The 12178-nt window shown below is 74.2% G+C and carries 11 protein-coding genes and 1 pseudogene; 5 read left to right on the plus strand and 7 right to left on the minus strand.

Annotated elements, in window-relative coordinates; genetic code table 11:
- Positions 1 to 51: 51 nt before the first annotated feature.
- Positions 52 to 231, plus strand: coding sequence for a hypothetical protein (locus B0675_RS06740; RefSeq protein WP_081217831.1), 180 nt, complete (start codon positions 52 to 54; stop codon positions 229 to 231).
- Positions 232 to 523: 292 nt separating this feature from the next.
- Here B0675_RS06740 and B0675_RS06745 read toward each other — a convergent pair whose 3' ends face one another.
- On the minus strand, positions 524 to 2122 hold the full coding sequence (locus B0675_RS06745; RefSeq protein ID WP_081217832.1) for a FadD3 family acyl-CoA ligase: 1599 nt from the start codon (positions 2120 to 2122) through the stop codon (positions 524 to 526).
- 99 nt (positions 2123 to 2221) lie between these two features.
- Between B0675_RS06745 and B0675_RS06750 the strand changes: the two genes are divergently transcribed.
- Genes B0675_RS06750 through B0675_RS06760 form a run of 3 tightly spaced genes read left to right on the plus strand, consistent with a single transcriptional unit; the run spans position 2222 to position 4639 of the window.
- On the plus strand, positions 2222 to 3370 hold the full coding sequence (locus B0675_RS06750; protein ID WP_081217833.1) for a lipid-transfer protein: 1149 nt from the start codon (positions 2222 to 2224) through the stop codon (positions 3368 to 3370).
- A gap of 13 nt (positions 3371 to 3383) precedes the next feature.
- Entirely contained in the window at positions 3384 to 3809 is a 426-nt protein-coding gene (locus B0675_RS06755; RefSeq protein ID WP_081221632.1) for a zinc ribbon domain-containing protein, read from the plus strand.
- Entirely contained in the window at positions 3806 to 4639 is an 834-nt protein-coding gene (locus B0675_RS06760) for an enoyl-CoA hydratase/isomerase family protein (RefSeq protein WP_081217834.1), read from the plus strand. Before B0675_RS06755 ends, B0675_RS06760 begins: the two co-directional genes overlap by 4 nt.
- 16 nt (positions 4640 to 4655) lie before the next feature.
- Here the strand turns inward: B0675_RS06760 and B0675_RS06765 are convergent, their stop codons facing one another.
- The 3 genes from B0675_RS06765 to B0675_RS06775 form a co-directional block, all read right to left on the minus strand.
- The gene (locus tag B0675_RS06765) at positions 4656 to 5288 is read right to left on the minus strand and encodes a hypothetical protein (protein ID WP_081221633.1); all 633 of its coding nucleotides are present in this window, start codon (positions 5286 to 5288) and stop codon (positions 4656 to 4658) included.
- A gap of 62 nt (positions 5289 to 5350) precedes the next feature.
- Positions 5351 to 7678: a serine/threonine-protein kinase gene (locus B0675_RS06770; protein ID WP_081217835.1), complete on the minus strand. Its 2328-nt coding sequence runs from the start codon at positions 7676 to 7678 to the stop codon at positions 5351 to 5353.
- 264 nt (positions 7679 to 7942) lie between these two features.
- Positions 7943 to 8698, minus strand: a complete 756-nt coding sequence (locus B0675_RS06775) for a VOC family protein (RefSeq protein WP_081217836.1) — start codon at positions 8696 to 8698, stop codon at positions 7943 to 7945.
- 158 nt (positions 8699 to 8856) lie between these two features.
- On the opposite strand from B0675_RS06775, the gene B0675_RS06780 reads away from it, so the two are divergent.
- Positions 8857 to 9504, plus strand: a complete 648-nt coding sequence (locus B0675_RS06780) for a TetR family transcriptional regulator (RefSeq protein WP_081217837.1) — start codon at positions 8857 to 8859, stop codon at positions 9502 to 9504.
- A gap of 337 nt (positions 9505 to 9841) precedes the next feature.
- Here the strand turns inward: B0675_RS06780 and B0675_RS41880 are convergent, their stop codons facing one another.
- From B0675_RS41880 to B0675_RS06795, 3 genes and pseudogenes are all read right to left on the minus strand, one after another.
- Positions 9842 to 10312 (minus strand): nitroreductase family deazaflavin-dependent oxidoreductase, encoded by a 471-nt coding sequence (locus B0675_RS41880; protein WP_241539907.1) that lies wholly within the window; start codon positions 10310 to 10312, stop codon positions 9842 to 9844.
- Positions 10304 to 10516: pseudogene (locus tag B0675_RS40435) on the minus strand (nitroreductase family deazaflavin-dependent oxidoreductase); the annotation flags it as partial. The gene B0675_RS41880 and the pseudogene B0675_RS40435, both read right to left, overlap by 9 nt.
- Positions 10517 to 10983: 467 nt before the next feature.
- The gene (locus B0675_RS06795; protein ID WP_081217840.1) at positions 10984 to 12171 is read right to left on the minus strand and encodes an acyl-CoA dehydrogenase family protein; all 1188 of its coding nucleotides are present in this window, start codon (positions 12169 to 12171) and stop codon (positions 10984 to 10986) included.
- Between the last annotated feature and the right edge of the window lie 7 nt (positions 12172 to 12178).

Raw genomic sequence — 12178 nt, forward strand, 5'->3', positions numbered from 1 at the left:
CCGGGCGGGCCCCGTAGTCCCATGAAGAGCCACCAAAGGGGAGGCAGCACCATGAGCGAGACCGAGAAGCCGATCGCCGAGCCGGACAACACGCACGTCACCGGTGGTGAGGACGGCGAGGAGATCACCCCGCTGAACACCCACGTGACGAGCAGCCCGATCAAGCCGCTCGCCGCGTCGGACGGCGAGGCCAAGCCGGACAACACCCACGTGACGGACAACCCGGCCTAGAGCCGCACCGGACGGGGACCGTGGGCCGCGGCGGCGCGGAGGGGGAGCCGCCGCGGCCGACGTGTGCCGGGGGACGGCCCGTGGGGGGACCAGCGGGGGCCGGCCGTGTCCGGACGCGGACCGGAGGGAGCGACGACGGGGGAACGACGGCGGCGGGTGTCCCGGGGGGGCGCCCGCCGCCGTCGGCGTGCCGTGGGCGTGTGCCGCCGTCGGCGTGCGCCCGGGACGGCGTCGGCCACGGCCGGCCCGGGTCCCCGGGGGCGGCGGCCCCACCGTGCCGCCGGCCCGTGTCTCACCGCCCCCGCAGCTCCCCCTTCACCACCTTCCCGCTCGCGTTGCGCGGGAGTTCGTGGACGAAGTCGACCGTGCGGGGGACCTTGTAGTTGGCCATCTCGCGGCGGGACCAGGCGATCAGGTCGTCCGCGGTGAGGGTCGAGTGGGCACGGCGGACGACGTAGGCGCGGCCGACCTCGCCGAGGCGGGTGTCCGGCGTGCCGACGACCGCGACGTCGGCGACGTCCGGGTGCAGGCCGAGGAGTTGCTCTATCTCGGCGGGATACGCGTTGAAGCCGCCGACGATGAACATGTCCTTGATCCGGTCGGTGATGCGGAGGTTCCCGGCGGCGTCCAGGACACCCACGTCCCCGGTGCGCAGCCAGCCGTCCGGTGACACCACCTCCGCCGTCGCCGCCGCGTCCTCGAAGTAGCCGCTCATCACGTTGAATCCGCGCACCAGCACCTCGCCGGGCGTGCCGGGCGGCGCGTCGGCGCCCGTGGTGTCCACCACCCGTACCTCGGTGTCCGGGACGGCCCGGCCCGAGGTCGTGGCGATCACCTCCGGCGGGTCCCCCCTGCGGCACATGGTGACGATGCCGCTCGCCTCGGAGAGGCCGTACGCCGTCAGGACCGTGGCCACCCCGAGTTCCGTGCGCAGGCGTTCCACCAGGCGCAGCGGCACCACCGCCGCACCGGTGACGACCAGGCGCAGGGCGGAGAGGTCGTGCGCGTCCCGGGAGGGGTGGTCGAGCAGCGACTGGTGGAGCGTGGGCGGGCCGGGCAGGACGGAGACGCGTTCCGCCGCCACGTTCGCGAGGACCGTGTCCACGTCGAACACCGGCTGCGGGATCATCGTCGCCCCGCGCATCAGGCAGGCGATGATCCCGGCCTTGTAGCCGAAGGTGTGGAAGAACGGGTTCACGATCAGATAGCGGTCGCCCTCGCGCAGTCCGGCGAGGTCGCTCCAGATCTCGTAGCCGCGCAGGGTCTGCGCGTGGGTGATCAGGGCGCCCTTGGGACGGCCGGTGGTGCCGGAGGTGAAGACGATGTCCGAGGGTTCGGCACCGGACACGGCGGCGGCCCTGCGGCGGACCGCGTCGTCCCCCACCGCCTCCCCCGCCGCGAGGAAGTCCTTCCAGGTGCGGAAGTCGGCGGGGGCGTCGTCCGCCAGGACCACGACCTGTTCCAGGTGCGGGAGCCCGGGCAGCGGGCCGGGACCGGGCCCCTCGCCGGCCGCCCGCCGCAGCGAGGCCACGTACGAGGTGCCGAGGAACGTGCCGGTGACGAACAGCAGCTTCGCCCGGCTGCGGTCCAGCACGTACGCCGCCTCGGCGCCCTTGAAGCGGGTGTTGAGCGGCACGAGGACCGCGCCCGCCGACACCGCGCCGAGGGCGGAGACGATCCAGTCGAGCGTGTTCGGGGCCCAGATGGCCACCCGGTCGCCGAGCCGGACACCGCTCGCCATGCAGGCCGCCGCCGCCCGCTCCACCCGGGCGCCCAGCTCCTCGTAGGAGACACGGGTCCGGCCCTCGACGACCGCCTCGCGGCCGGCGAAGCGTGTGGCCGCCGACCGCACCAGCCCCGGGACGCTTCCCCACTCCAGGTCACCGCGCATCGCGTACCTCCCGCCGCAGCACCACTAGCTGACTGACCGTCAGATTAGCTGTAGCCTGACGGCCTGTCAGCAGCCGGGACCGGTCGCGGAGGTGCACCCATGCCAGGGATCAAGGACGCCACAGCTGTCGTCGGCATCGGCCAGACCCCCTTCGCCAAGCAACTCCCCGACTCCGAGAAGACCCTGGCCTGCCAGGCGATCCTCGCCGCGCTCGACGACGCCGGCATCGCGCCCGCGGAGGTCGACGGCCTCGCCTCGTACACCATGGAGGAGACCGACGAGGTGGAGGTCGCCAAGGCCGTCGGGCTCGGCGACCTCAGCTTCTTCAGCAAGGTGGGCTACGGCGGCGGCGGTTCGTGCGCCACCGTCGCCCATCTCGCCGGTGCGATAGCCGCCGGCCAGGCGACGGTGGGGGTGGCCTGGCGGTCACGGAAGCGCGGTTCGGGACCCCGGCCGTGGAAGAACACCGCCGTGCAGCTCCCCACCCCGGCCCAGTGGACGCGACCCTTCGGGCTCCTGCGGCCCGCCGACGAGATCGGCATGCTCGCCCGCCGCTATCTGCACGAGTTCGGCGCGACCCGCGACCACCTGTTCAACGTGGCACTGGCCTGCCGCAACCGCGCCAACCAGAACCCGGCCGCGATGATGTACGAACGCCCGCTGACCCGCGAGATGTACATGACCTCCCGCTGGATCAGCGAGCCCCTCTGCCTCTTCGACAACTGTCTGGAGACGGACGGCGCGCTGGCCTGCGTGATCGTCTCCGCCGAGCGCGCCCGCGACTGCCGGCAGCGGCCCGTGTACGTCCACTCCGCCGCCCAGGGCCTGCCCGCCCAGCACCACGGCATGGTCAACTACTGGAACGACGACCCGCTCACCGGCCCCGCCTGGGCCGCCGCCCGACACCTGTGGAAACACGCCGACTTCACCCCCGACGACGTGGACGTCGCGCAGATCTACGACGCGTTCACCCCGCTCATCCCCCTGTCCCTGGAGGGCTACGGCTTCTGCGGCCGGGGCGAGGGCGCGGCCTTCACGGAGGGCGGCGCGCTGGAGATCGGCGGCCGGCTGCCCGTGAACACCGGGGGCGGCGGGCTCAGCGAGGCCTACGTGCACGGCTTCAACCTCATCAACGAGGGCGTGAAGCAGTTGCGCGGCACGAGCACGGCGCAGGTGCCGGGTGCGGCGACCTGCCTGGTCACCGCGGGGGAAGGGGTCCCCACCTCCGCTCTTCTGCTGAGGAGTTGAGATGGACGAGTCCCTGCTCTCCCCCGTCCTCGACGACGACGGCGCGCCCTTCTGGGAGTACGCCGCGCAGGGCGAACTGCGGGTCCAGGGCTGCGCCGACTGCGGCGAGCTGCGCTTCCCGCCCCGGCCCTGCTGCCCGCACTGCCACTCCTTCGCGAGCGCGTGGCGCAGGATGACCGGGCGGGGCAGGATCTGGTCGTACGTCGTCCCGCATCCGCCGCTCCTGCCCGCCTACGCGGAGCTGCCCGGCTACAACGCGATCGTGGTGGAACTGGCCGACGCGCCACGGATCCGGCTGGTCGGGAACCTGGTGAGCGGTCCGGACGCGGCCCTCAACTCCGTCTCCCCGGACCGGATCCGCATCGGGGCCCGGGTGCAGGCGGTGTTCACCGAGGTGAACGGCGTGACCGTGCCGCGCTGGGTCCTGGAGCGGGCGTGAGCGGCGAGCGGACCCGGACCACCGGCACCGGAGGCCCGGCGGGCGGCGACGGCGGCCGGGGCCTCGCGGTCGCCGTCGACCAGGACACCGGCGTCGCCGTCCTCACCCTGGACCGGCCGCATCGGCTGAACGCGATCGACCCGGCGACCGCCGCCGAACTGGCGGCCACCTGGCAGGCGTTCCGGTTCGACGACACCGTACGGGCGGTCGTCGTCACGGGCGCCGGGCAGCGCGCGTTCTGCACCGGCATCGACCGGGACGCGCAGGTGCCGCAGCCCTCTTCCCCGTACATGGTGGACGACCCGCTCGCCACGATCGGCCCGAAGGCCAACGACCTGTGGAAGCCGGTGATCGCCGCCGTGCACGGGATGGCGTGCGGCGGCGCCTTCTACCTGCTCGGCGAGGCGGAGTTCGTGGTCGCGGACGAGACGGCGTCCTTCTTCGACCCGCACACGACGTACGGCATGGTCAGCGCCTACGAGTCGGTCTACCTCGCCCAGCGCATGCCGTTCGGGGAGGTGGCCCGGATGGCGCTGATGGGAACCGCCGAACGGATCTCGGCCCGCCGCGCGTACGAGGTCGGACTGGTCTCCGAACTCACGCCCCCGGGAGGCGCGGTGGCGGCGGCCGTGGCGTGCGCGGCCGTCATCGCGTCCTATCCGGCCGACGCCGTGCAGGGCACCGTGCGGGCGCTCTGGCAGGCGCAGGAGGCGACCCGGGCGGCAGCCCTCGCGCACGCCCCGCAGCTCGTCTCCCTCGGCAACCTGCCCGGCGACCGTCAGGCGGAGCTGTTCGCGGGGCGACGCCCGGGGGGATTCCGGACGCGGTGAGCGCCGCCGGGGGTCGTCAGCGGTCGACCGTGGCCCGTCGGTCGACCACGCAGTGGTCCAGCCGGTCCACGGCCCCCGTACTCGCGACGGCGACGCGGACGGTCGCCTTGCCGTTCGCGGGCACCGTCACCTGGTCGCCCGACTCGGCCAGGGTGGAACCGGACGCGTCCTTGTACGTGATGTTCACCGTGAAGACCGCCTCGCGCCCGTTGGGGTTCCTGACCTCGGCGGTCGTGTACGGGTCGTCGTCCGTGCTCGCGCACCGCTTGAGCACCGCGGTGCCGTCCTTCAGCGGCCGGGAGGTGCCGGACGAGGTCGCGGTGGCAGTGGAACGGTGAGTGGGCCGCGAACGGTACGTGCCGCCGCTGGTGCCGGTCCCGGAGCCGTACGCGTCGTCGGACGAGCCGCCGTACGGGTCGCTGGACGAACCGCCGTACGGGTCGCTGCTGGACGAGCCGCCGCCGTACGAACCGCCGCCCGACGTCGATGTCGACGACGAACTGTCGTGGTCCTGGCGGGAACTGCTGCATCCGCCGCCGCTGCTGTGATGACTGCGGCTCCCGTGACGGCCTGTCGAGAAGCCGGTCAGAGCCAGCACGACCATCACCGACACCGCTGTGAACCTGAGTGTGCGCCCCCGCGTGTACATGACCGTCACCCTACCCAGGACGGCCGGACGCACTCCGCCGAGGGACGCACCGGCGCGGAGCCTCAGGTCGTCCGCGCCGTGCCGGTCCCCTTCTCCGCGTCCAGCGCGTACACGCAGCGGTCCTTGCTGCACGCGTAGACCACACCGTCCTTGACGACGGGGGCGCCGGTGATCTCGCCCCCGGTCGCCAGCTTCCAGCGCAGCCGGCCGTCGTCGGCCTTCAGCGTGTAGAGCAGGTGGTCCGTCGAGCCGAAGTGGATGCGGCCCTCGGCGACCGCGGGGGCCCCGACCAGGTCGCCGCCGGCCTGGAAGCGCCACTTGGGGGTGCCGGTCACCGCGTCCAGCGTGTACAGACCCTTGCCGCTGCCCACGTGGACGTGGCCCGCGGCGACGAGGACCGGCTCCACGGAGGCGCGGGACTCGGTGGCGATGCGCCAGCGGTCGCGGCCGTCGGTGGCGTCGAGGGCGTACACGGTGCCCAGGTAGTCGGCGAGATAGACCCCGCCGCCCGTCACGGCCGGACCCGGGGCGAAGGTGGGCGGGCTGAGGAAGACGGCCGGGGCCTCGAAGTGCCAGCGGACCCGCCCGCTCGCCACGTCGACGGCGAGGACGCGGGTGCCGGCGGAGATGTACACGTAGCCGTCGGGGGCGTGGGTGATCCGCACCGGTACGCCGCCGCAGGAGGCCGCGTCACCGATCGGGTAGGACCAGCGCTCCTCGCCGGTACGGGCGTCCAGGGCGCGCAGCCGGGCGTCCTTCCAGACGTACACCGTGCCGTCGTGGACGGAAGGGCCCGCCTCCGGCGACTCGAAGTCCGTCTGGGCCCCGCTGATCTCCCAGAGTCTCTGGCCGTTCGAGGCCTCCCAGGCCTGGACGCCGCCGCCGCGCGTGCCGGTGACGACCGTTCCGCGGTCGGCCTTGAGCGAGTAGACCCAGCCGTCCGTGGACAGCCGCCACAGGTCGGCGCCCTCGCGGGCGTCGAGCGCGAACAGGGTCGGCCCGTCGGAGGCGTGGATCCGCCCGTCCGCGACGGCCATCGACCAGGCGACGTCCCGCGTCTTGAAGCGGCGGCGGCCGGTCGCCACGTCGAGGGCGTGCACCTCGAAGGAGGTGACGTAGACCAGGTCACCGGCGACCGAGGGCGTGCCCCACACGTCGTTCGACATGCGGAAACGCCAGGGACGCCAGCCGGCGGGAGCGTCGGGCGAGGGGGCCGGCGGAGCGACCGTGGGCGCCGGGTCGGCGCCGTTGACCCCCGCGCGCGGCCGGGACCAGGAGGCCGCGAGACCGGCCTCCGGCGGCGGCGCCTTGACGGCGGCGGCGCGGGCGTCGGCCACCCGCGGACCGGGCCCGATGGGCACCTTGGCGCCCGCGAGGCGCACCGGGCCGGTGTCGGGCGCTCCGACCACGACCGGGGCGTGCGACGGGGGCGGCGGCAGCGCGGGGCGTCCGCCGCCGCTGCGCGCGCCGACGGACGCGGGCTTCACCGGCGGACGGCCGCCGCGGCGCGTCTCGATGAGGCCCACCGCCCGCTCGGGCAGCCACGCCGACGCCGTACCGCTGTCGTCGGAGCCGGAGCCGAAGAGGTGGGGGGCGAGCTGTGCCTGGAGGTCGGCGGGGTTGGGGCGGGCCGTGGCGTCCATCTGCATGCAGGACTCGATGAGCGGGCGCAGCTCCTCGGGGAGCCCTTCGAGGTTCGGTCCCTCGCGGAGCAGCATGAACACCGTCTCGACGGGGTTGGCGCCGTGGAAGGGCGCGTGTCCGGTCGCGGCGAAGACCAGCATCGAGCCGAGCGAGAAGACGTCGCTGGCGCCGGTCACGCTGCGCGAGTCCTTCGCCTGCTCGGGCGACATGTACGCGGGGGTACCGACCGCGACGTTCGTCATGGTCAGACGGGTGTTCGAAACGCCGGACGCGATGCCGAAGTCGATCACCCGCGGTCCGTCCTCGACCACCAGGACGTTCGACGGCTTCAGGTCACGGTGGACGAGACCGGCGCCGTGGATCGACTGGAGCGCCTCCGCGACGCCCGCCGCGAGCCAGCGCACCGCCTGGGCCGGGAGCGGCCCGCACTCGTTCACTATTTCCTCGAGCGAGGGGGCGGGGACGTAGGCGGTGGCGAGCCAGGGCACCGCGGCGCGCGCGTCGGCGTCGACCACGGCGGCCGTGTAGAAACCCGACACGGCGCGGGCCGCCTCGACCTCGCGCGAGAAGCGGACCCGGAACAGCTGGTCCTCGGCGAGTTCCGTCCTGACCGTCTTGATCGCCACACGCCGGCCGGAGGCCGAGCGCGCGAGATAGACCAGCCCCATGCCGCCGGCACCCAGCCGTCCCAGCACCTCGAACGGCCCGATCCGCCGCGGATCGTGCTGCGTCAGCTGATCCACCACTTGCCTGCCACCTCCCCGTACGGGTCGCGTCATCCACGTGTGAACGCGGCCCAGTGCAGCGTCTCACCACCGCACCGCCGTGGCGGCACGCACCCCGATTCTTCCTGGCCGAGCCACAGGTTGCGAACCCGGACGCGGATCGGGGTGTCTCATGACAAAACACCCGCTCCAGGAGGAGTACGGGCGGCCCGGTCCGGCCGTTCACGGCTGAATGACGCCGCTCGTCCGGGATGTACCCCGTCCCCCGGTGCCGGATGTCCCGTCTCAGCGTTCGAGGACGGCGAACGACGCACCCTGATTGTCCGTGACCACGGCCACCCGTCCGTACGAGGCGTCGAAGGGCGGCACCTGGACCCGGCCGCCGAGCCGGATCACCGTCGCGAGCGCCTCGTCGCAGTCGCCGACCCCGAAGTGCACGAGGAAGTGGGGCGGCATCTCGGCCGGGAAGACGCCGGTGACGGGGACGCGGCCGAAGTCGGGGGTCGCGTCGGGCCCGAAGAGGGCGTCGTGGAACAGGGTGCCGTAGAAGCGGTCGACGGTCGCGGTGTCCCGCGCGTACAACTCCGCCCAGCAGAAGGTGCGGCGTTCGTGGCGGCGGCCGAATCCGGCGTGGCTGCCGGGCTGCCACAGGCCGAACACCGCACCCTCGGGGTCCGTGACGAGGGCGGCGCTGCCGAGGTCGCCGGAGGATCCGGGCAGTTCGGTCGGCGCGGTGATGACGTGTCCGCCCGCCGCCGCGATCCGCCGGGTCAGTGCCCGCGCGTCCGGCGTCGCGAAGTACACCGTCCACACCGTGGGCATGCGCCCGTCCCGCTTGGGCGTGAGGCCCGCGACCGGCGCACCGTCCAGCTCCGCCGGAATCATCGGGCCGGCGCCCGCGGTCTCGTCGGCGGTCTCCGGGAACGTCCAGCCGAACAGTTCGCCGTAGAAGCGCTTGCCCGCCCGCACGTCGGGCAACTGGACGTCGACCCAGCAGGGCACACCCTCGGAGAACCCGGCGACAACGGCAGATTCGGCCATGCGATCAAGCTAACGGCCGCGCGCTCATCGCGCAGGGCGGGCGCATCCGCACCGGTGACACCCCTGTGCAGGGCGTCCACGACCCCTGTGACGGAGGGCCGCACCCCATTTGCAGTCGGCCGAATCGCGCTCCGATCACCCCTCGGTAAGCTGACGGCATGACAGGACAAGTGCGTACCGTCGACGGCCGCGTGGCCGGACGGCGTGGGCAGGCGACCCGGCAGAAGCTGCTCGACTGCCTCAGCGAGATGCTCAGCTCGTCGCCCTACCGGGATGTCAAAGTCATCGACGTCGCCAGGAAGGCGGGCACGTCGCCGGCGACCTTCTACCAGTACTTCCCGGACGTCGAAGGCGCCGTCCTGGAGATCGCGGAACACATGGCCGCCGAGGGCGCCGGGCTGACCCAGCTGCTCGAAGGGCGCTCGTGGGTCGGCAAGGCCGGCTGGCAGACCGCACAGGAACTCGTGGACGGTTTCCTGGAGTTCTGGCGGAAGAACGACGCGATCCTGCGCGTGGTCGACCTCGGCGCGGCCGAGGGCGACAAGCGCTTCTACAAGATCCGCATGAAGATCCTGAACTCCGTGAACAACTCGCTCACGGACTCGGTGGCCGACCTCCAGGCCAAGGGCAAGGTCGACAAGGACGTGAACCCGGCGGCCATGGCCGGTTCCCTCGTCGCCATGCTCGCCGCGGTCGCCTCGCACCAGAGGGGCTTCCAGACGTGGGGCGTCAAGCAGGCTGAACTCAAGCCGAACCTCGCGCTGTTGGTGCATCTGGGCGTGACCGGGAAGAAGCCGACGAAGTAACTTAATCGATCTTTTTCGCCCCAACTCCTGTCATGCGGGCGGTAGTTCATCTCGGAGGCACACTCCGGCGGACTGCCGCCCGCTGCGCTGTGCGGTGGCGGGAGCACACGGCGCCGGTCACGAGAGTACGCGGCGCCGGTCCGGGCACGGGAGCGCACAGCACCGGTCCGGGCACGGGAGCGCACAGCACCGGTCCGGGCACGGGAGCGCACAGCACCGGTCCGGGCACGGGAGCACACGGCGGCGGTCCGGGCACGGGAGCGCACGGCGCCGGTCCGGGGCACGGGAGCACACGGCGGCGGATCGTCCACGGCGTCCGGGCGCCGGGCGGGGCCGGCTACGCGGGCGGTGGTCCGTCCACGGCGTCCGGGGTGACGGTCGCCTGTCGCCGGACGATCCTGAAGAGCCGGATCTCCCGGTCCACCCGCGCCTGGTAGGTGGCGTAGGGCGGCCAGAAGGCCAGCGCGGTCCGCCACACCGCGGCCCGTTCCTCCCCCGTGAGCAGCCGCGCCGTCACGGGGATGTCCTCGCCCTTCCAGCTGATGACCGCGTCGGGGTGCGCGAGGAGGTTGGCGGTCCAGGCGGGGTGGCCCGTACGGCCGAAGTTGGAGCCGACGAGGATCCAGCCGCTCTCCGGAGCGCCCGCGCCCCCCTCGGCCTCCGGTGTCCGCCCGGCGTCCGGCGTCCCCCCGGTGGCCACGCTCCCTCCGGTTCCCCCGGTTCCCCCGGCCGTCCCGGTCCTCCCGGTGGCCGCGGCCCCTCCGGCACCCGTCTCGTCCCCGACCCGCGCCGCCCCGGCCTCCGGCATGCAGGCCAGGGGTGTGCGGCGCTCCAGCCCGCTGCGGGCGCCGCGGGCGGTGAGGACGATCCCCGGCAGCATCTGGGCGCTGAGCAGCACCTTTCCCCGGGTCAGGCGGTGCACGGCCCGGTCGAGGGCCGGGATGAGGTGGGGGGCCACCTTGGCGAAGGCCCGCGTCGAGGAGACCCGCTGCACCAGCCGGACCCCGGGCATCCTCCGCGCCCCGGTCCCGGTCCCGACGGCGGCACCGGGCGCCCCTCCGACCGGACCTCCCCCTCCACTCGTCCCGGACCCCTCTCCGCTCGTACCCCCGACACCGGTCACCCCGGGCGGCCCTCCGCTCGTCCCGCCCGCGGCCGCCGCCCGGGACGAGCCCCCTGCAGGCCCTTCGGCAGCGCCCACCCCGGGCGGTCCCCCACCCGGGCGGTCACCACCCTTCACCCCGGGCGCCCCTCCGGCCGGCCCGCCGTCACCGGTCACCCCGGGCGGCCCTCCGCCCGGGCCCCCGTCACCGCTCGCCCCGGCCGCCCCGCCACCGGACCGTCCGCCGTCCCGACTCCCCGCACCGTTCACCGCGTCACCCTCCGCCCCGTCACCACTCGCCTCGTCCGCACCGGCATCCACCGCGCTCGCCATGTCCTCCCCCTCGGCCTCCCCCGGGCCCCTGGCCGCCGGCGGCATCAGACCCTCACCTCTCCGGCGTCGAAGAGGCGGGCGGCGTCGGCGGCGTGGGCGCGCAGGCGGTGGACGGGGCCGAAGAGGAGTTCGTCGCCGGCGGCGCGCTTGAAGGAGAGGTGGGCGTCGTGCTCCCAGGTGAAGCCGATGCCGCCGTGCAACTGGATGCCCTCGGAGGCGGCGGTGCGCAGGGCCTCCAGCGCCTGGGCCAGTGCGAGTCCGCCCACACGCTCCGCGCCCGCTCCCGTGGCCCAGGCCGCGTAGTACGCCGCCGAGCGGGCCGCCCGCACGCCCACGTACACGTCGGCGAGCCGGTGCTTGACCGCCTGGAAGGAGCCGATCGCGCGGCCGAACTGCTCGCGCGACCGCACGTGTTCGACGGTGCGTTCCAGCGCCCGGTCGGCGGCGCCCACGGCCTCGACCGCGAGGACCGCGGCCGCCGCGTCGCCGGTCGCGGCGAGGGCGGCGGGCACGTCGGCGCCCTCGTCGCCCAGCAACTCGGCCCGTACGTCGCGGAGTTCGATCCGCGCCTGGGGACGGGTCGCGTCGAGCGCGGTCTGCCGTGCGCGGACCATGCCCGCCGCCTCGGCCCGCACCAGGAAGAGCAGGGTCCGGGAACGGGCGAAGCCGCCGGTGTGGGCGGCCACCACCAGCAGCCCGGCACTGTGCCCGTCCAGGACCTGCGCCGCCTGTCCGTAGAGCCGCCACCCACCGTCCGCGCGGCGGGCCTGGACGCCTCCGGCGCGGCCGTCGCCCGCCCAGTCGCCGCGGTTGTCGCCGACCAGCGCGAGCGCGGTGGCCAGGCCCGCGCCCGGTACGGCGAGGGCGGCGGTCAGTTCGCCGGAGGCCAGGCGGGGCAGCAGGGCGGCGCGCTGCGCCTCACCGCCGAGGGCCAGGATCAGCGGGGCGGCGAGGGCGGCGGTGGCGAACAGCGGCGTGGGGGCGAGGGCGCGGCCCGACTCCTCGCAGGCCAGGGCGAGTTCGGTCACCGAGCAGCCGATCCCGCCGTAGCGCTCGGGCAGCGCGAGGCCGGGCAGTCCGAGCTGCCGGGAGAGGGTCTCCCAGAGCGCCCGGTCGTGGCCCTCGGGGCTGCGCGCGGCGGCCCGGAGGTCGTCCGGGCCGCACCGTTTGACCAGCACCTCCCGCAGGGTGCGCCGGACCTCCTCCTGCTCCGCGGTGAGACGGGCGTCCATGGGCGAG

Origin of the sequence: Streptomyces sp. M41(2017) (assembly GCF_002078175.1) — a bacterium.
In the GTDB taxonomy this organism is placed as follows: domain Bacteria; phylum Actinomycetota; class Actinomycetes; order Streptomycetales; family Streptomycetaceae; genus Streptomyces.

Coding starts and splice junctions, on each gene's coding strand:
- B0675_RS06740 (WP_081217831.1), top strand. CDS start 52: ATGAGCGAGACCGAGAAGCCGATCGCCGAGCCGGACAACACGCACGTC.
- B0675_RS06775 (WP_081217836.1), bottom strand. CDS start 8,698: ATGGCCGAATCTGCCGTTGTCGCCGGGTTCTCCGAGGGTGTGCCCTGC.
- B0675_RS06745 (WP_081217832.1), bottom strand. CDS start 2,122: ATGCGCGGTGACCTGGAGTGGGGAAGCGTCCCGGGGCTGGTGCGGTCG.
- B0675_RS41880 (WP_241539907.1), bottom strand. CDS start 10,312: ATGCCGGAGGCCGGGGCGGCGCGGGTCGGGGACGAGACGGGTGCCGGA.
- B0675_RS06750 (WP_081217833.1), top strand. CDS start 2,222: ATGCCAGGGATCAAGGACGCCACAGCTGTCGTCGGCATCGGCCAGACC.
- B0675_RS06795 (WP_081217840.1), bottom strand. CDS start 12,171: ATGGACGCCCGTCTCACCGCGGAGCAGGAGGAGGTCCGGCGCACCCTG.
- B0675_RS06765 (WP_081221633.1), bottom strand. CDS start 5,288: ATGTACACGCGGGGGCGCACACTCAGGTTCACAGCGGTGTCGGTGATG.
- B0675_RS06780 (WP_081217837.1), top strand. CDS start 8,857: ATGACAGGACAAGTGCGTACCGTCGACGGCCGCGTGGCCGGACGGCGT.